19 protein-coding genes are annotated in these 20200 nt (G+C 41.2%); all 19 read left to right on the plus strand.

Translation table 11 applies throughout. From position 1 onward, the window contains the following. The first annotated feature begins 48 nt into the window (after positions 1–48). The 19 genes from tpiA (G603_RS0102315) (at position 49) to G603_RS0102405 (ending at position 20179) form a co-directional block, all read left to right on the plus strand. Entirely contained in the window at positions 49–795 is a 747-nt protein-coding gene (gene tpiA / locus G603_RS0102315; protein ID WP_026492432.1) for a triose-phosphate isomerase, read from the plus strand. A gap of 92 nt (positions 796–887) precedes the next feature. Continuing rightward, positions 888–1388: a shikimate kinase gene (locus G603_RS0102320; protein WP_026669191.1), complete on the plus strand. Its 501-nt coding sequence runs from the start codon at positions 888–890 to the stop codon at positions 1386–1388. Between the two features lie 20 nt (positions 1389–1408). Further along, positions 1409–2158 carry a triose-phosphate isomerase gene (gene tpiA / locus G603_RS0102325; protein ID WP_026669192.1) on the plus strand — a complete coding sequence of 250 codons (750 nt, stop codon included), beginning with the start codon at positions 1409–1411 and terminating at the stop codon, positions 2156–2158. Between the two features lie 149 nt (positions 2159–2307). Continuing rightward, positions 2308–4323: a methyl-accepting chemotaxis protein gene (locus G603_RS0102330; protein WP_026669193.1), complete on the plus strand. Its 2016-nt coding sequence runs from the start codon at positions 2308–2310 to the stop codon at positions 4321–4323. A gap of 206 nt (positions 4324–4529) precedes the next feature. Then, positions 4530–5879 (plus strand): NCS2 family permease, encoded by a 1350-nt coding sequence (locus G603_RS0102335; protein WP_196808033.1) that lies wholly within the window; start codon positions 4530–4532, stop codon positions 5877–5879. A gap of 204 nt (positions 5880–6083) precedes the next feature. Next, the gene (locus G603_RS0102340) at positions 6084–6983 is read left to right on the plus strand and encodes a hypothetical protein (protein ID WP_026669194.1); all 900 of its coding nucleotides are present in this window, start codon (positions 6084–6086) and stop codon (positions 6981–6983) included. 163 nt (positions 6984–7146) lie between these two features. Then, entirely contained in the window at positions 7147–7701 is a 555-nt protein-coding gene (locus G603_RS0102345; RefSeq protein WP_026524096.1) for a TetR/AcrR family transcriptional regulator, read from the plus strand. Positions 7702–7724: 23 nt separating this feature from the next. Further along, positions 7725–9029, plus strand: coding sequence for an NAD(P)/FAD-dependent oxidoreductase (locus tag G603_RS0102350; RefSeq protein ID WP_026669195.1), 1305 nt, complete (start codon positions 7725–7727; stop codon positions 9027–9029). A 62-nt stretch (positions 9030–9091) separates the two neighbouring features. Continuing rightward, positions 9092–9754, plus strand: coding sequence for a (d)CMP kinase (cmk, locus tag G603_RS0102355; RefSeq protein WP_026524094.1), 663 nt, complete (start codon positions 9092–9094; stop codon positions 9752–9754). A 16-nt stretch (positions 9755–9770) separates the two neighbouring features. After that, positions 9771–10625 (plus strand): 4-hydroxy-3-methylbut-2-enyl diphosphate reductase, encoded by an 855-nt coding sequence (gene ispH / locus G603_RS0102360; protein WP_026669196.1) that lies wholly within the window; start codon positions 9771–9773, stop codon positions 10623–10625. Then, positions 10606–11742 (plus strand): 30S ribosomal protein S1, encoded by a 1137-nt coding sequence (rpsA, locus tag G603_RS0102365; RefSeq protein WP_026524092.1) that lies wholly within the window; start codon positions 10606–10608, stop codon positions 11740–11742. Before ispH ends, rpsA begins: the two co-directional genes overlap by 20 nt. Before the next feature lie 303 nt (positions 11743–12045). Beyond that, complete coding sequence (locus G603_RS0102370; RefSeq protein WP_155832603.1) at positions 12046–13101, plus strand: hypothetical protein; 1056 nt, start codon at positions 12046–12048, stop codon at positions 13099–13101. A 32-nt stretch (positions 13102–13133) separates the two neighbouring features. Then, the gene (locus G603_RS0102375) at positions 13134–14546 is read left to right on the plus strand and encodes an Ig-like domain-containing protein (RefSeq protein WP_026669198.1); all 1413 of its coding nucleotides are present in this window, start codon (positions 13134–13136) and stop codon (positions 14544–14546) included. Positions 14547–14593: 47 nt separating this feature from the next. Beyond that, positions 14594–16366 (plus strand): leucine-rich repeat protein, encoded by a 1773-nt coding sequence (locus tag G603_RS0102380; protein ID WP_026669199.1) that lies wholly within the window; start codon positions 14594–14596, stop codon positions 16364–16366. 206 nt (positions 16367–16572) lie between these two features. Then, a complete protein-coding gene (locus G603_RS0102385; protein ID WP_026669200.1) occupies positions 16573–17064 on the plus strand; it encodes a LytTR family DNA-binding domain-containing protein in 492 nt (163 codons plus the stop codon). Continuing rightward, positions 17057–17509 carry a DUF3021 domain-containing protein gene (locus G603_RS0102390; RefSeq protein WP_026669201.1) on the plus strand — a complete coding sequence of 151 codons (453 nt, stop codon included), beginning with the start codon at positions 17057–17059 and terminating at the stop codon, positions 17507–17509. Before G603_RS0102385 ends, G603_RS0102390 begins: the two co-directional genes overlap by 8 nt. Positions 17510–17852: 343 nt before the next feature. Then, positions 17853–18635 (plus strand): CheR family methyltransferase, encoded by a 783-nt coding sequence (locus G603_RS0102395; protein WP_026524086.1) that lies wholly within the window; start codon positions 17853–17855, stop codon positions 18633–18635. Positions 18636–18648: 13 nt separating this feature from the next. Continuing rightward, the gene (locus G603_RS0102400; protein ID WP_026669202.1) at positions 18649–19629 is read left to right on the plus strand and encodes a phage tail tip lysozyme; all 981 of its coding nucleotides are present in this window, start codon (positions 18649–18651) and stop codon (positions 19627–19629) included. A 79-nt stretch (positions 19630–19708) separates the two neighbouring features. Then, positions 19709–20179: a hypothetical protein gene (locus tag G603_RS0102405; protein WP_026669203.1), complete on the plus strand. Its 471-nt coding sequence runs from the start codon at positions 19709–19711 to the stop codon at positions 20177–20179. Positions 20180–20200: the final 21 nt, after the last annotated feature.

The following is a 20200-nucleotide window of genomic DNA, read 5'->3' on the forward strand; positions in this document are numbered from 1 at the left end:
TGAAATGATATAATTACTTGAAAGACGTTGTTGAGAGAGGAAAACAAAATGGCACGTAGAAGAATAATTGCCGGTAACTGGAAGATGAACAAGACTCCCAGTGAGGCTGTAGCTCTTTGTGCAGAGCTTAAAGATCTTGTTAAAAATGATGACGTTGACGTAGTTTACTGCGTTCCGGCTATCGATATCGTACCCGTTGTTGAGGCTGTTAAGGGTACAAACGTACATGTAGGAGCAGAGAACTTCTACATCGTTGACAGCGGTGCTTTCACAGGCGAGATTTCAGCTCCCATGCTGAAGGATGCAGGTGTTGAGTATGTTATCATCGGTCACTCAGAGAGAAGAGATATCTTTGGTGAGAATGATATTCTTATCAACCAGAAGGTTAAGAAGGCATTTGCTTCAGGTCTTACACCTATCCTTTGCTGCGGTGAGTCCCTTGCACTTCGTAAGGCTGACACCTACAAGGAGTGGATCGAGAGACAGATCACATGGGATCTCGATGGCGTAACAGCTGACCAGGTTAAGAAGCTTGTTATCGCTTACGAGCCTATCTGGGCTATCGGTACAGGTGAGACAGCTACAGCTGATCAGGCTGAGGAAGTTTGCGGGCTTATCCGTGAGCTTATCGCAAAGCTTTATGATCAGGCTACAGCTGATGAAGTTCGTATCCAGTACGGCGGATCAATGAATGCCGGCAATGCTGCTGAGCTTCTTTCAAAGCCCAACATCGATGGTGGTCTTATCGGCGGCGCTTCACTTAAGCCTGACTTTGGCAAGATCGTTAACGCTTAATAAAATAAGCTGATTAAGATTTATGAAACGGATTCAATTTGGAGCCAATTTCAAATTGAATCCGTTTATTTTAGTAATCACCGGAGAGTATTATGAAAAAAGACAACATTATCTTAATAGGAATGCCCACATCAGGAAAAAGTACAGTGGGAGTTATTCTTGCTAAGATTCTTGGATATAATTTTATTGACTCGGATATAGTAATTCAGGAAAAAGAGGGCCGTAAGCTTTCTGAAATTATTGAAACAGAAGGTGTTGATGGCTTTATAGATATTGAGAACAAAATAAATGCCGGCATTGAAGCAGAGAAGACTGTAATTGCAACCGGTGGAAGTGTAGTTTATGGCGAGGAAGCCATGATGCATTACAAGGATATCGGAAAAGTGGTATATCTGAAGATAGATATGGAGGTTCTTACAAAGCGCCTGAGAAATGTGAAGCAAAGAGGCGTTGTAATGAAGGAAGGACAGACCATATCGTCCCTGTACGACGAGCGTTGCGAACTTTATGAAAAATATGCTGACATTATCATAGATGAGAAGAACAACACCATGGAAGAGGTGCTGTCCGATGTTTTGGCGGCGCTGTTCTGATATGGCCTGGAGGAGATAAAATGGAAAGAAGAAAAATAGTAGCCGGAAACTGGAAAATGAACATGACACCTGCCAAGGCAGTTGAGCTTATTGCAACACTTAGACCCCTTGTAGAGTCAAGCGATGTTGATGTTGTTTTCTGCGTGCCGGCAATTGATATAGTTCCTGCACTTACAGCAACCCGTGGAACAAACATTGAAATCGGTGCTCAGAATATGTACTTTGAGGAGAGCGGTGCATATACAGGTGAGATTTCACCTGAGATGCTTGAAGGAGCAGGTGTTAAGTATGTCATTCTTGGTCACTCAGAAAGACGTGAGTACTTCCATGAGACAGATGAAGAACTTAATAAAAAGGTAAAAAAAGCCTTTGAGCATGGTCTTACTCCTATCCTTTGCTGCGGTGAGACTCTGCAGCAGAGAGAAATGGGCATCACTTTAGACTGGATAAAGCTTCAGATAAAATCTGATCTTGCAGGAGTTCCGTCATCAGATGTGGCTAATATGGTTATTGCATATGAACCGATCTGGGCAATTGGTACAGGTAAGACAGCAACAACGGAGCAGGCTCAGGAGGTTTGCAAAGCTATCCGTGACTGTATTGCAGATATTTATAATGATTCTACTGCGCAGAGCGTGCGCATCCAGTATGGCGGATCTGTTAACGCAGGAAATGCGTCGCAGCTTTTTGCACAGCCCGATATTGATGGCGGACTTGTAGGCGGAGCATCCCTTAAGCCTGAATTTGGAAAAATCGTGAACTGTAAATAAGCTATACTTCGCATATTAGTTCGCATATTGAGTTATAATGTTTTAGCATTCTTTTAATGGTTATTTAATAGATTTAGATGCGATAAGTCGTATATTATTAATATGATTTATTGCATTTAAATCTTTTTTTATTATGGAGGCAAAAGAGAATGGCTAAGAATGATGCGCCTAAAAAGGCAAAAAGTAGTGTCAGCTTCAAAGACAGTATTAAGACCAAGCTGATAACTGTTATGATTCTTGCAGCTGCGGTTCCGCTGCTTGTTGCGGTAATTGTAAGCTACAAGACATCAACAGATAAGGCTATGGAAGATGCCCAGGCTTCTCTGGAGTGGCAGGCAAGGTATTTATCCAGTAAATTTGTGAATATTTTGGATGCAAATATGAACATGATTAAGAGTATTGCAGGTAACCCTACAATTATTAATTATGTAACAGGAGAGGCAGGTATACCTGAAGATGCTGTAATTGCTACACTGTCTGAATGTGATGCAATTCTTGATGATGGAGATACCACGGTAATCACAGGTGCAGACGGCCAGCAGCTTGCCAGAGCAAAAGGTGATCTGGTCAATGTAGCTGACAGAGAATATTTCCAGAAAGCAATTGCAGGATCAATATATGTTTCTAATATTCAGATCAGTAAGACCACAGGAAAACGTATTATAACCTTTGCAGTTCCTATAAAGAATGGCGATTCAATAATTGGTATTGTTCAAAGAAACTTCGATTTGAATAATTTTCATGAAATGCTTGCTGCAGAAGCAGAAGACGCATTCCTTGTTGACAGAGAAGGTATGGTAGCTGCTCACTCTCAGTATGAGATTGGTGAAGGCGCTCATGAAGAAGAAAGCAGAGCTCAGTCAGAATTCATGACATCCGGCAAGACCAGCGGTTTCTACTTCGTTGATACAGGAAAAGGATATGAAGCATATGTGGCTTATGTAGTAGAGCCTAAATCAGAGTACCGTGTTTGCTCAGCAACAGACTCAAATAAAGTTTTATCCTCAGCAAGACGTTCTGCTACGATAGTAGTATTTGTAGGTCTTGCCCTTCTTGCTGTTGCCATAGTAATTTCCTTTGTAATGGCGAACAGCTTTGCAGCTCCTATCAAGGCTGTAGGAGATTCTCTTAAGGCTCTGGCTGATGGAAGATTTGTAAAGGTTCAGAAGTTTGATGAAAGAAAAGATGAATTTGGTGAGATTTCGAGAGATACGAACTCAGTTATCGAAACCCTTGATGATATTGTTTCCAATATCAAGGAATCTGCTGCAAATGTCGGATCATCATCTGAAGAGCTGGCTGATATGGCTAATCAGATTTCCCAGACTGCAGAGGATGTTTCAAATGCGGTTCAGGAGATTGCATCCGGTGCAACCCAGCAGGCTGATGAGATTCAGAGTGCTTCTGAGAATGTTGGAAGAATCGGCGACGCTGTATCCGATGTGCAGAATTCTACAGGAAACCTTTCAACCCTTGCTCAGAAGATGAAGGAAGCATCTGAGGTTTCAAGCAGATCCCTTGCATCCCTGCAGGATTCTTCATCTCATATGACAAATAAGATCGATGATATTTCAAATACTATTTCCGCAACTCAGGAAGCAGTATCAAATATCAACGATAAGGTAGAAGGAATTGCATCTATCGCAACTCAGACCAACCTCCTTTCACTTAACGCTTCAATTGAGGCTGCAAGAGCAGGAGAGGCAGGAAAAGGCTTTGCGGTTGTTGCTGAAGAGATCGGTAAGCTGGCTGATGATTCCAAACAGATGGCTGATGATATCAGACGTGAGATGGATGTCCTTCTTGAACAGAGTAATGCAGCTGTTTCTGCAGCAGCAGATGTTAAGCAGGGCAATATGGATCAGCAGATCGCTCTTGGTGAGACTCTCGAAGCAGTTAACGGAATGCTGGAGGATATTGGCAGTACTGTCGGCGGCGTAGACCTTATCTCTCAGGGTGCTGATACCTGTGATTCTTCTAAGAATGCTGTTGTAGATACTATGAGTGCTCTTTCAGCTATCTCTGAAGAAAATGCAGCATCTTCAGAAGAGACAGGTGCTTCCATGCAGGAGCTCTCTGCGACAGTTACAACCCTTGCATCCTCTGCTGACGGACTTAAGAGTATTGCTGAGAAGCTCAACGAAGATATGAAGTTCTTCAAATAATTTGATTAATAAAAAATAGATGCATATATAGCTGCTCCCGATCACAAGGTCGGGGGCAGTTTTTGTAAAAGCGTCATGTGAGAATGCTCTGTAAAATCCTTTCGAATAATACTTTCCAATAATGTGATAAACCTCTTTTCTGAAAGCTTAAATTATGCTATATTTTTATTGTTTTGGAGACATTGTTTTTATGGAGGAGACTAAACATGTTGGAAAAAGTTTTTAAACTCGAGGAGCATAATACTACGGTCAAAACCGAGATTATTGCCGGCCTCACCACGTTCCTTTCAATGGCCTACATTCTGGCCGTTAACCCCAGTATTCTTGGTGCAGTAATGAATGCAAACGGTGTATTTGTTGCAACTGCAATTGCTTCTGCAATCGCAACATTCTGTATGGCATTCCTTGCTAACTATCCTATCGCTCTTTCAGCAGGACTTGGACTTAATGCTTACTTTGCATTTACAGTTTGCCTTGGAGAGCTTGGCGGAGAGCCCGGTGCATTCAAGATTGCTCTTACAGCAGTATTTGTTGAAGGTATTATCTTCATCATCCTTTCAGTTTTCAAATTCCGTGAGCAGATTATCAACAGCATACCTCAGAACCTTAAGTATGGTATTTCTGCAGGTATCGGTCTTTTCATCGCATTTATTGGCCTTAAGGGTGCAAACATCATCGTAGCTGATGAGTCTACTACAGTAGCTCTTGGCAGCTTCTCAAACGCTGAGGTGGTTCTTGCTCTCGTTGGTCTTATTATTATCATCGTTCTTGAGCATTATCGTGTAACAGGTTCAGTTCTTATTGGAATCATCGCTACATGGATTCTTGGTATGATCGCTCAGGCAACAGGCTGGTATACAGCTGGTAACGTATTCCCTGATTTCTCAGCAGGTCTTCAGCTTGGTGCTGTTTCTGAGACTGCATTTAAGTTTGACTTCGGTTGGGCTGCATCACATCTTGTTCAGTTCATTGCTATTGTATTCAGCTTCCTTTATGTAGATCTGTTCGATACAGTTGGAACAGTAGTAGGTGTTGCTGACAAGGCAGGCCTTCTTGATGAGGATGGCAACCTTCCCAGAGTAGGTAGCGTATTCATGTCAGATGCTATCGGTACAGTTTGCGGTTCATGCCTTGGTACTTCTACAGTAACAAGTTTCGTTGAGTCAAGTGCAGGTGTTGCTGCAGGCGGACGTACAGGTCTTACAGCTCTTGTAACAGGTATCATGTTCCTTGTATCACTGGTACTTAGCCCTATCTTCCTTGCAATCCCCGGATTTGCAACAGCTCCGGCTCTTATCTATGTTGGTATGCTTATGGTAGCAAGTGCTAAGAACATCACATTTGATGGTGATGTAGCTGATACACTTGGTGCTTACATGGCACTTGTAATGATGCCTCTTTCATACTCAATCGCTACAGGTATCATGTTTGCAGTTCTTGCATGGGTAATCGTTAAGGTTCTCATCGGCAAGGCAAAGGACGTATCTCCTGTTATGTGGTTTGTATTCGTACTGTTTGCTCTGAGAGTAGTAGTACTTGTTACAAACTTCCAGTAATATAGGATTGATATTTACTCCCCGTCACTTCTTAGGTGACGGGGATTTTTTATGCCTTTGCATATCAGTTTTGGATTTCTGTTTCACATTATTGCGTTATTATTGTAATAAAATATCAGACAAAAGAATGAATTGTCAGATAATAAGAAAAGTGATATAATCAATATAGGAATTTATGTGATGGGGAGACAAGGAGGTTGCGTTATGGCAGATATCACGATTAAAGCCGCTAACAGCGGTGCGATAAATGCCGCAAGACAATCAGTGTCTATCACGGCTAATAGGATAGGAAATGTCAAAAGCAAAGCATCAGATTCCGGAAGTAAACGAAAGGAATCTGCAAAATCCCGCAAGGATTTGATTTCTGTTTCACGAGATGGAGATACTGCTCACGCCAACGATAAGGCAAAGCATAAGCTTGTTGAACAAAGCAAAGAGAATACTGCTTTGATACAGGCAAGAGCCAAAGCAGAGAGAACAGTTAATAATCTTTATATGAATATAGCCGGCGAGGAGATGGCAGATGACCTTACCGGTGATGCTACTGTTGAAGTGTCCAAGGTTCATCAGAAGGAACCTAATCGCTATATCGAGGAAATAAAGCGTGAGTTAAAGCGCGAAATAGTGGAAGCCAATAATGATATTGGCGTAGAAGTAGAGACAGAAATAGCAGAGCCCATAGAGGTGCAAAGTCAGCCTGTTATACCGGATACCACAAGGCTTGAGACACTGGCTGCAACTATTGATACTGAGGGCACTAAATACGAACCACAGATCACATCATTTAAAGGATATTCGGACCAGCAACTTCGGCAGATGTATCTCAGCGGTACGATATCCAGATATGCCTATGATACTGAGATGACATCACGTACTGAAGAAGATCGTGAATTCTCAGACAGAGAGCAGGTTTTCAGAGAAGGAATAGTAAGGAATCTGGCAAATCGCGGAGCTCTTGATAGAAGCTCTGATTCCATCGAGGAAGCTTTTTCCGATGAAGCGTCAGATACACTTACGGGAGAGCAGAGAATGGCAATTTTTAATGCAGCTGATTCCAGGGGCGAACAAGTAGAGCCGGATAAGGAAATGCAGCTTAGTATTTAAGATTGTACATGGTATTTTTCATAAAAATATGGAGCGTCCGCTACCTGGTTAAAGAACCGGGAGGCGGACACTTTTTTGATATATGCAGGCTTAAAGCCATTGACAGAAATAACTCTAAACACTAATATTATAACGTATGATATTCTAAGGAGGAAAAATCAGTATGTCACGCAAGGCAACTATTACACAGGAAGAAATCGTAAATGCTGCTTTTAAAATTACCGTTAAGGAAGGTTTTGACCAGATAACATCCAGAAAGCTCGCAGGTGCTGCAGGATGCTCAACACAGCCTATTTTCCGTATTTATGACAATATGGATGAGCTCAAGAAGGATGTTTTAGATAAAGCAATTAAGTATTTTGAAGATTTTTGCAGAGGAAGAGAGAAGAAGCACGATACTCCCTTTGTTGATCTTGGAATCAGTTATATCAGTTTTGCTCAGCAACACTCTAATCTCTTTAAGCTTCTCTTTGTATCAAGCGATGTAAAAGAGGCTAAGAGCATGTATGATATCGTAAACGGCGATGAGGAGAATATCGTTCGTGAAGTTTCCCGTGCAAGAGAGAAGGGCGTTCAGAACGCAGAACATCTTTTCATGAAGATGTGGATCTTTATTCATGGCGCAGGCTGCATGGCTGTTACAGGAGACTATGACCTCGAGGAGGCTGACTCTGTAGCAATGCTTGAGTCTGCTTACGAAGCTTTCAGTAAGGCGTAAGGTATACGGAGTTAGTTTTTCGAATGAAGAATGTTGTTGTTATCGGATGCGGGGCTGCAGGAATGATGGCGGCGATAGCTGCTGCGGAAGCTGGCGCATCCGTTATTATTTTTGAAAAAAATGAAAAGCCCGGGAAGAAGATTTATATTACCGGTAAGGGCAGATGCAATGTGACAAATGCCTGCGATATCAGTGAGTATTTTGATAAGATTCCTCATGGCTCAAAGTTTTTATACAGCGCTCTCTATGGCTATGACAATACGAGAGTTATGGAGCTTTTGCAAAATAACGGCTGCAAGCTGAAAACAGAGCGTGGAGACAGAGTTTTCCCGGTATCAGACCATTCGTCCGACATCATAAGTACCCTTGTGAAAATCCTTAAAAAGCTCAAGGTTGAGATCAGATATCAGGACGAAGTCACATGGATTCAGACAGATTCCGAGAACAGAGTAAAAGCGGTTGTTTCATCGGATTCCGGAATAACAGAAGCTGACGCTGTGATCATGTGTACAGGAGGACTGTCCTATCCTTCAACAGGCTCCACGGGAACAGGCCACAAGATTGCCAGAGAGCTGGGACATAAGGTTACAGAGTTGAAGCCTTCACTTGTTCCTTTTGAGATAAAAGAGGACTGGTACAAAGAGCTTCAGGGCTTGTCGCTTAAGAACGTGGCGGTTAAGCTAGAACAGCTCCCGCCTGCTGCGAAGGATACTGCAGGATCAGAAGGTGCATCCGGTGGTAAGAAGAAAAAGAAGATAGTCTATGACGGCTTTGGAGAGATGCTGTTTACTCACTTTGGCGTGAGCGGACCCCTTATCCTTACATCCAGCTGCTATTACGAGGAGAAGGATAAAAAGGGTAATCCATTAGAATATGTGATTCACCTTGATCTTAAGCCGGCACTTACAATTGAACAGCTTGATAAGAGAGTTCAGAGGGAATTTGAGGTATCAAGAAACAGGCAGTTTAAGAACAGTCTGAATGGTCTTTTTCCTTCAAAGCTCATTCCTGTAATGATAAAGCTTTCAGGAATTGATCCCGAGAAGCCGCTTAATTCCATTACTAAAAAGGAACGTGCGGATTTTGTGGCACTTATAAAGGATTTACGGCTTACAGTTACAGGCACAAGGAATTTTAACGAGGCTATTATCACAAGAGGCGGCATATCAACAAGTGATATAAATCCCTCCACCATGGAATCCAAGAAGATAGGTGGACTGTATTTTGCAGGTGAGATAATAGACGTTGATGCCCAGACCGGCGGATTTAATCTGCAGATTGCCTGGTCAACGGGACACCTTGCAGGAGAGAGTGCGGTGTCTGAGTGAGACCTGTGCAGTGTGGCTACGGCTGCACTTTAAGAAAATATTTTTATTAAGGAGAAACAAAAATGGGAAAGAGTATTGCGATAGATGGACCTGCAGGTGCAGGCAAAAGCACAATCGCTAAGATTGTTTCAAAGAAGCTTGGTTTTATTTATATAGACACAGGTGCGATGTACCGCGCTATGGCAGTTCATATGACAAGAAACGGCGTTTCCGGTGATGATGCCGCCGAGATAGAGAAAAATGTGGATTCTGCTGATATTTCTATCGGTCATGAGAATGGCGAGCAGGTAGTTTATCTTAACGGCGAGAATGTAAACAGCTTCCTTAGAACTGAGGAAGTAAGCGCCATGGCATCTAAGACCAGTGCAAATGCTAAAGTCAGAGAAAAGCTTGTTGAGCTTCAGCAGAAGCAGGCCAAGACCACTGATGTTGTAATGGACGGAAGAGATATCGGAACAGTGGTACTTCCTGATGCGGAGCTTAAGGTTTATCTTACAGCCAGCAGCAGAGTCCGCGCTGAGAGACGTTATAAGGAAATGGTGGAGAAGGGTGTAGAATGTGATCTTGACACCATCGAAGCAGAGATTAAAGAGCGTGATCACAGAGATATGACAAGAGAAAACTCACCTCTTAAAAAGGCAGATGATGCTGTTGAGGTAGATTCTTCATACATGACCATTGAGGAAGTAGCTGATAAGATCATCAGTCTCTATGAGGCTAAATAATTAACGAGGTAAACAGATGGAAGTAATACTTGCCGAACATGCAGGCTTTTGTTTTGGAGTAACAAGAGCTGTTGATGTGGTTTACGAGCAGATTGAAAAAAACAGCGGTAAACAGATTTACACCTATGGCCCCATTATTCATAATGAGACCGTTGTTTCCGATCTTGAGAAAAAGGGTGTAAAGGTTATCGAATCCTGCGAAGAACTAAAAAATATTAACGATGGAATTTTGATAATCAGATCCCACGGTATCAGAAAAGAAATTTATGAGATCATCGAAAAGCAGGGACTTGAACATATTGACGCCACATGTCCTTTTGTAAAACGTATACATAATATCGTTGAAAAAGAGAGCGCTGCCGGCAAAACAATTATTGTAGTCGGAAGTGCCAAACACCCGGAAGTAGACGGCATTGTGAGCTATGCGTCGGGCCCTGTTTACGTAGTAGAGACGCCTGAGGACGTTGACAACTTGAAGCTTCAAGAGGGAACTGAGATTTGTATCGTATCCCAAACTACATTTAATACAAATAAATTTCAAGAAACCGTTGATAAATTTTCTAATTCGCGCTACAATGTTAATGTTGTGAACACTATTTGTAGTGCAACCGAAGAACGTCAGACAGAGGCTGAGGAAATAGCCGGTCAGGTTGACGCTATGATAGTGATTGGCGGAGCGCACAGTTCAAATTCACGTAAGCTGTATGAGATATGCAGCAGGAAATGTGCAAATACATATTTCATCCAGACTATTGATGATTTGAATATGGATATTCCTAAAGACATCAAAGTAGTGGGAATTACCGCCGGGGCGTCCACCCCAAAGAACATTATCGAGGAGGTTCAGAAACATGTCAGAACAATCATTTGAACAGATGCTCAATGAGTCGTTCAAAACAATTCATACGGGGGAGGTCGTTGAAGGCACTGTCATTTCTGTTAAGCCTGAAGAGATTATTCTTAACATTGGCTACAAATCAGATGGCATTCTCACAAAGAATGAGTACAGTAATGATAACAGCATCGATCTGACTCAGGTGGTTAAAGAAGGCGACAAAATGGATGTCAAGGTTCTTAAAACCAACGATGCAGACGGTCAGGTTATCCTTTCATATAAGCGTCTTGCCCTTGACAGAGGAAACAAGCGTATTGAGGAAGCATTTAACAATCAGGAAGTACTTACAGCTAAGGTTGTTCAGGTACTTGATGGCGGACTTACAGTTGTAGTTGATGAGGTTCGTATCTTCATCCCTGCAAGTCTTGTTTCAGACACATACGAGAAGGATCTTTCCAAATACGAAGGACAGGAGATCCAGTTTGTAGTAACAGAGTACAATCCGAAGCGTAGAAGATACATCGGTAACAGAAAGACTCTTATCACAGCTGAGAAGGCTGAGCAGGCTAAGAAGCTCTTTGAGACAATCGGTGTTGGCGACATCGTTGATGGTGTTGTTAAGAATGTTACAGACTTCGGTGCATTCATTGATCTTGGTGGAGCAGACGGACTTCTTCACATCTCAGAGATGTCATGGGGCCGTGTTGAGAATCCTAAGAAGACATTCAAGGTTGGCGATACTGTTAAGGTTCAGATTAAGGGAATCGATGGCAGCAAGATCGCTCTTTCAAGAAAGTTTGATGATGAGAACCCTTGGAAGGATGCAGAGACAAAGTATGCAGTTGGTAACGAAGTAACAGGTAAGGTTGCCAGAATGACAGATTTTGGTGCATTCATCGAGCTTGAGCCCGGCATTGATGCACTTCTTCATGTATCTCAGATCGCTAGAGAGCACATCGAGAAGCCTTCAGATGTACTTAGCATCGGCCAGGAAGTTACAGCAAGAATCGTAGACTTCAACGAAGCAGATCGTAAGATCAGCCTTAGCATTAAGGCTCTTACAGCTCCTGAGAAGGAAGATGAGGCTGCTGATGATGCAGATGTTGCAAGCGTTGATATCGACAAGGTTATCGCTGAGCAGGATGCAGAATAATTGATAATATTTAGCCATTATAAGGGTGTGTATCATTTGGTTGGTACACACTCTTTTTATTGCTTTTAATGTACGATATCACGACTATATAATATCGTAAATGCAATAATACCGCTTAGGCATCCAAAACGACCGTTTAGACATAAAGTATTGATGCAAAGGGAATGGAACATATAATATGGACGTACAATACAAATCAGCGATGAAATATGATTGTGAATTTGCGTAATATACGATGTGAAATGAATCAGGACATATCGGGGTAATATCTTGGTATTTCTGGATGAAAGGCAGGTAAGTTCTATGAAGAAGAGAAGTGTATTATTAGTTGCATTTTCTATTATTGTATCAATGATAATTACTTTTAACAGCGCTTGTCTGGAGGTGGCGGCATCGGCAACTGCTTGTGGCAACGATCATGCTAGTTCTTATCAGATACGAGTGATTGAACGGACGCTGGATAAGCATACAATCAGGTCGTTCTGCCCTGTATGTAACAAATTGTTAGATGGAACAAATGGAACATATGATACGTTGCTAGAGCAATCTCACACTTTAACAAGCAGGACTTATACTCCTTCTAATGCAACTTCACATAACATAAATAGCATATGTGAAGTCTGCGGTTCATTTATTATCTCTGAAGAGCATACCTTTAATTCGAAAGGCGTGTGTACAAAATGTAACTATGATAAGAATAATCCAGACGGTGGTTCGACAAGTGGCTCAGGTGGTGAAGGCAATTCTTCAGGAGAAAATGGCGGCGGCTCCGGTGGAACAGGTACCGGAGAAGGCGGCGGAAATGGTGGCTCCGGTGGCGGAGGTGGCGCAGGTGCTATGACCGGAGAAAAAATAGCTCAGATACCGGAAGGTCAGACTCTTGTTTACAATGGTAAGAAACAGACAGGAGTAGCAGAAGGCACAGGTTATACCGTTACAGGTAATAAACAGAAAAATGCTGGAACATACAAAGCCACAGCAAAGCTGGCAAAAGGATATAAGTGGTCTGATGGGACGACAAAAGCCAAGACCATTAAATGGAAGATAAACAAAGCAAAGAATCCCGGAGTGCTGAAATTCAGGAAGAATCCTACGGTTAAGTATAAAAAGCTGAAGAAAACTAAACAAACGATCAAATCTTCAAAACTGTTCAAGCTTTCTAAGGCAGTTGGCAAAGTATCATATTCGATGGAAAAAGCTAATGTGAAGATTGGAGTCAATAGAAAGACCGGTAATCTGGTAATCAAGCCTGGGCTTCCTAAAGGAACCTACAATGTAACAGTTAAGGTTTCTGCAGCAGGAGATAAGAATTACAAGAAAGGTACTGCGACAGTAACACTTAAGCTTACAGTTAAGTAATCAGAAATGGGCAGATAGGAAAGGAGCTTAGAATGGAGCGTAATACTATTAAATCATGGTTAATAACATCAATGTTTGCTATGGCAGTGTTTGTTCTATATCCTGCAAGTGTTGTCAAGGCAAGTGTTTATAATCTTTGGGTAGGTAATACTCATGTGACTTCGGATAATGCACAAGATATACTTGGTGATGGAACAGCATCATTCGATGCAGATTCAAATAAGTTGATTCTTAATAATGCGAATATCACCACTGGATATATATATGATGATTATGTTAGTTGCGGTATTTATACAACGATGGATACGTTATTAATCACCGGTGATGGGACTATTAATATATCGCAGAATATACTTCCAAACGGATCTACTGCAGGCATAGTGATGAATAGACCAAATGGAAGTCTTTCTGTAGAAGGTACAGGTAATGGCATATCCATACAAGCCACAAGTTACGGGATAACAACAATATTACCAGAATATGACGGAGGGACACTTAATCTTTCAGGAAATATAGCGGTTGATGTTAATGGTCCCAGCTCCTATGGTATTCATTCAAACGGTACTGTAAATATTAAAAATGGGATGGTGAAAGCAATCGGATTTAAGGAAGGCATATACGGAAAAGAAATCAGTATTGGAGGTGAAGTAACAAAAGTTCAAGCAGAAATTACAACTGGCAACGGAATAGGAAGTTATGCTTTTGCGCTTAGAGGCTTAAATAGCCTATTAATCAATCCTGCTCTTTCAATTACAACGCCTCAAGGTGGTTATATCGGAACGAGTGGTAATGGGAAGATGATACTTGCGCAGGATGGCAGTGACCCAACAAAAATAGTAATAGAACGAAGCAGCGAGAATGACAATGGTAACAATAATGCTGATAATTCCGAAACTACAAATAATGAAACAACCAAGCCTGCAACAATTCCTTCATTTAAGCTTAATACATCGTCAGTAGTCATCCAGAAGGGCAAGACTCTTAAGACTGTTAAAGCAACTCTTACAAATGATGAAATAAAATCAGTGGAATCTGCAAATAGCAAGATAGCGACAGTATCTTATAGTGGAACGACTCTTTCTATAAAAGGCATAAAGAAGGGTTCTACCAAGATTACGGTAACCACTAAATCGGGACTGTCATGTAAGCTGAATGTCAAAGTACAAACCGGAAAAGTTACAACCACAAAGCTTAAGGTTTCGAAGAAATCAGTGAATCTTGCTTCAAAAGGAAGTATTGCAACTGTAAAAGCAACAGCTTCACCAGACTATGTATCTACAAAGGAAAAAATCACAGTCAAATCAAGTAATAAAAAGATCGCGACTGCGAAGATTGATCAGGAAACCGGCGAGATAACCATTACTGCCAAGAAAAAGGGCAGCTGCAAGATTACTGTAAAAGCCGGCAAGAAGACTGTAACAATAAAAGTAAAGGTGAAGAAATAATTTAAATAAATACTTTGGGGGACTTGTTAATAAGAAGAGGGTGGAAAATGGATAGAGCAAAACAAGCAAGCCGATGGTTGATTAGTATTTTTGTGGGCCTGAGTATTTTACTTGTGGTTTTATGGGTAAGCCCTGCCTTAAATGCTCAGGCTGCATCAAAAACACACAGTATTTCAATAAATCTGAAAAAGAAGAGCAGCAAGCAGAGCATGCAGCTTACAAAAGGCTACAAGATCAAATTAAGTGGGATTAGTGGTAAAAAGGTTCTTACGGGTAAAAATCTGAAGTATTCCACAAGTAATAAGAAGATTGCCACTATCACAAATAATGGTGTGATAACCGGTAAAAAGAATGGGAAAGCCAAAATAACCGTAACTACCAAAGATAAAAAGAAGAAGTGTGTTATCACTTTGAAGGTTGTTAAGAAGGTTGCTGTAAAAGAGGTAAAACTGGACTATACATCTGTTGACTTGAAAGTAGGTGAGAGCAAGTCAGTTACTGCGACGGTTTTACCGCTGACGGCTACTGATCAGAATATCATTTTCATTAGTCAGAATGAGGCCGTTGCCACTGTATCAGGGACAGGAGAAATAAAGGCTGTTGGCGCAGGCAGTACTACTGTAACGGCTTGTGCAGATGGAAAGAGTTCAAGCCTGGTGGTCACCGTCGCCGGTGCATCAAATGATGGCTCAGGTAATAATGGAGACGGTGGTAATGGTGACAATAATGGAGAAGGTGACAATGGCGATGCAATTGTAAGCTACAAGCTTACTGCTTTGGATGGAGGAAAATACAGACTTGAAATCACAGGAACAGGAGCCATGGAGGATTATGAGTACAATTTGGACGAGCCAACTCCGTGGAGTAATAAAAGAGGAGTTATTACAGAACTTGTTATTAGTGATGGAATAACGCATATAGGTGATTATGCGTTTTACAGACATAGTGCGCTTACATCAGTCACAATACCGAATTCTGTTAAATCTATTGGGAATAGGGCTTTTATGTTTTGCTCTGGCATATCAACCCTTAACCTGGGAAGCGTAAATACAATAGGTAATGAGTCATTTCAGAAAAATAGTTCGCTTCAGTCACTTATACTTCCTTCAACAGTCAGAGAATTGGGAGAGTATGCATTTGCAGAATGTACCATGCTGAATACTCTGACTCTTAATGCAGGTCTTACAACAATAGGAAACAGCGCATTCTATAAAGATAATAAGTTAGCAGGAGCAATTATAATTCCCAGTTCAGTAACGACTATAGGCAGTAATGCTTTTCTGATGGATGAAAACTCAACAAGTGATATTTCAGGGATCAGTTTTGCAGCAGGGTCAGCACTACAGAGCATAGGGGCACAGGCTTTTAGGTATAATAGGAAACTTGTCGGTGAAATTGTTTTTCCTGATTCGCTTACAACAATAGGAAACTATGCTTTTTCTGGTTGTAGCCCTAAGTCGGTTACGGATTTTTCAACAGGAATTACAGCGGTCAGATTCAGCGGGAGCAGCCATCTTACTACAATAGGCAATGGTGCATTTGATTTTACAAACACGATAGCTACAATAGTGTTGCCTGAGTCTGTTATTTCGATAGGCAATTATGCTTTTGACCAGAGCCCATGCGATTCTTATTGTAAGCTTCGACAAATCAATTATCGCGGAACGGCTGACCAGTACTGGAATCTATGCTCCACTAATGCAATAGGCAGTGATAATGGGTTCATCAGAATTGCAGCGCTCGGTGATGCTACCATACAGGGTCCGCTTATACAAGGAAATCCATATAATATCAATATTACATATGGTTATACAGGATGAGTGGCAGGATTTACATATAATTATCCGTATTGTCAATGAAGTATGAAGTGTTTTTACCGCAGTTGTACTTGTTGAAAACATCCTTAAGTAAATAATAAAGTTATCCTACATTCCTCATACAAAGAATCCTCACAATTTGTTACAATGGTATTGTCTGTTGTAATTGATGGTGATCTTGGATTTTTCGCATGAGGAATTGATGGCTAATGGATGAGAAAATTAGCATTCGTCTTGAGATTGATTCTGGATATGATAAGCCTCAGGTGGTGATCAGGGCATCTGAGAGGACAGAATTAGTTGAGAGGATAATTGAGAGCGTAAAACAATGCGCTGCAGATGATTCAGATAAAAAAATTGCGGTGCGCAAAGAGGACATGGACATTCTGCTTAATAAGAAGGATATTGTCCGTGTTTATACAGAGAGCCGTAAGCTTAAGGTGTGTACTGATTCAGATGAGTATGAAGTAAGGATTCCGCTGAAGGAATTAGAGAATGTACTGAGGTCAGATGCGTTTGTCAGAATCAGCCGGGGTGAAATAGTAAATCTTAAGAAGGTTTCCAGCTTTGATATGAGTATAGCGGGGACTATTAAGGTTATTTTTGTTAATGGTACACAGACCTGGGTAGCAAGGCGTTTTATGAAGCATATCCAGGAGAGGCTGGCCGTTCTGAGGAAAGGTGGTGATAAGCATGAGTAGAATAATGAAAAAAGCTCTCATCTTAGGCATCATCGGATTCTGGATAGGTATCCTTATAGGACTTACAGTATGGTATCTGTCAAGCCAGGGAGAACCCGGAGAGCTTACACTATCAGTACATTCGGTTCTGGAACTATTGGCCGGAGGATTATATGGTGCTATCAGTATGGGATCCTCTGCGGTATACGATGTAGATCGTTGGAGCATTTTGCGAGTTACATTTACTCATTTTATTATATCCTTCTCAGGTTTTTGGGTGCTGGCCGCGATTCAGGGATGGTTATTAATTAATAATCCATTTTTCTGGCTTGGTGTTATGCTGTTTATATGGGCTTACATTACAATATGGTTTGTGAATTTTCTTATTTACAGCCAAAAAGTTAAGGAGATAAATAATGCCCTTGAGGATATCAAGGATTTGAAGAATACAGATGAAAATGGATAAGACTAGGAATTTTACCGAAGGCCCGATTTGGGGACCGTTTTTGAGCTTTGCCATACCGGTGCTTTTCTTGTAAGAATTCCAGTTTCTTATTTTATGAGCAAAAGAGAGCCTGTATCACTTTTTCATATAGGTCTGGCTACTCCCTGCTCTACGCTGGTGCAGATTGTCCTATGTTTTATCTTACAAAGAAGCTTAAGAAGTCGTGACATAATAAACGTTATATAATCATAATTTTGTTTATATATATTTAATTTTACACTCATGTATTTAGTGGGCTATACTAAAATCAGTAGTTATCATGGTAGGAATTATCCTATAAATTCTTAATTAGGGGGATTTAAAGATGGCTGTTGATTACGAATGGTTCAAAGGCGAAGTATATAAGCTTACAAAGATTGATCTCAATGCATACAAAGAAAAGCAGATGAAGCGCAGGATCGATACACTTATCAGTAAGACTGAGTGTAAGGGCTATGATCAGTACATGGATCTCATTAAGAAAGATCAGACTGCCAGAGAGACATTTATCACTTATCTGACCATAAACGTATCTGAGTTCTACAGAAATATTGATCAGTGGAATCTTATGGATAAGCAGATGGTTCCTGAGCTTATCAATAAATTCGGTAAGAATCTTAAGATATGGAGTGCTGCCTGCTCTACAGGTGATGAGCCATATACTATAGTTATGCTGTTATCTAACCATATTCCGCTTAACCAGATAAGTGTTACGGCATGGGATATCGATACTGTTGCCCTTGCAAAAGCAAGAGCAGGCGTATATGATGACAAGGAAGTTAAAGCTGTTCCTGCAGAGATGAAGAAGAAATATCTCACACAGGAAGCCGGTGGTAAATGGCGCGTAGCAGATGACGTTAAGAAGAGAGTAAACTTCAAGCAGGCTGATCTGTTAAGAGAGCCCTATCCGAAGGATTATCATCTTATCGTATGCAGAAACGTGCTTATCTACTTTACAGAAGAAGCTAAGGACGAGATTTTCAGAAAGTATTATGATTCTCTCGCACCGGGCGGAGTTCTGTTTATCGGTAGTACCGAACAGATTATCAATTACAAGGAAATAGGCTTTATCAGAAAGAGCTCGTTCTACTACGAGAAGCCTATGTAACAACGGAGGGAGTATGAAAGTTTTTTGGGGAAAAACGCTTATTGGAATTACGTTTATTATTGGATGCAGTCTGTTTGTGCCACAGAGCAGCGTACAGGCTGCATCTTTGCGCGGTAAAAACAATGAGGAAAAGATTTTTTATTACCTCATGGAGAACATGGATTTTAACAATGCCGCTAGTGCAGGAGTTCTTGCTAATATCGAGAAAGAATCCAGCTTTAGAACAAATGCAGAAAGTGATAACGGAACAAGCTACGGAATCTGTCAGTGGCATGGTGCGAGATACGAGAATCTGAAAAGATATTGTCGCAGAGAGGGCTATGATTACAAGGAGCTTGAGGGACAGCTTGAGTATCTGAAATCTGAGCTTGAGGGTGACTATTATTACAGAAACAGTGTGCTTGAGCCTCTAAAGGGTGTAAGCAACGATAAAAAGGGTGCTTACAATGCGGGCTACAGATGGTGCTATTACTTCGAGATTCCTGCTGATAAGGAAACCAGGGCAGAGCAGAGAGGCGACCTGGCAAAGACAGTTTATTATCCCAGATATAAGGATATAGTTCTTAAGCTGACTCCGGGACAGAAGTATAAGACAGATGAAGGAACCTTCATAGCTCTTACTGAGAATACAGTCTGTTTTAAGAAGGTAGCAGATAAAAAGGCTGCGGTACTGAATATTCCAAACACAGTAACTATCGGTGATATCAAGGCCAAGGTTACTGAGATTGCATCAGGTGCCTGCAAGGGCAATAAAAAACTCACTACCGTTACCATCGGCAAGAATGTAACAAAGATTGGGAAGAATGCATTTTATAAATGCAAGAATCTCACATCCATAAACATTAAGTCCAAGAAGATTGCAGAGTTTGGCCCGGGATGTTTTGCAAAGATAAACAAAAAAGCAGTATTTAAGATCAATAAGAAGGTGATCAAGACTTACAAGTCTGTTCTGAAGGAAATGACACCGGATGGAGTAAAGTTCAAGAAGAGCTGATTGTTTAATCGCCAGAGAGTTTTCTTATCGAATGTGCTTTTGAGTGAGAGATTATTCGTGACTGCAGAGGGGGATGTTCATGAAGCATAATCTTATCTATCTTATTTATACGCTGGTTCTGTTTCTTGTGGGACTTGGCTTTTTCATAGTCGGAGAGTTTAACAGGGTTGAAAAGCCTGTGCTTAAGGATCCCGACATGATTGGCAAGGAGGAAGAAACTGAACCTGAGCCTCAGGGTGTGTCAGAACTGTCGGGAGATGAGGTTGAAATGCCGGTTCCCGAGCCGGAAGAAACCACCCTTGAGGATATTTCTCTGGACAATGAGCCTGAACATGATGAAACTGATGAATCAGGAGAAGAGGGTGAGGGCGAAGAGGAAGAAGAGCCTGAAGAACCTATTTATGATGGCCATGAAGAGGAGAGAATAGAGCTTATTAAGGAGAACTACATAGAGACTGAAAAATACGACAGTAATAGATGGACTATTTATTTCAGCGTAGTTTTCTGGGTACTTTCTCTTGTTTGTGCTATATTGTATTTTACTTCATGATGTTGGATAGGATTTGGTTCT

The organism is Butyrivibrio sp. AE3006, assembly GCF_000424165.1.
GTDB lineage: Bacteria > Bacillota > Clostridia > Lachnospirales > Lachnospiraceae > Butyrivibrio.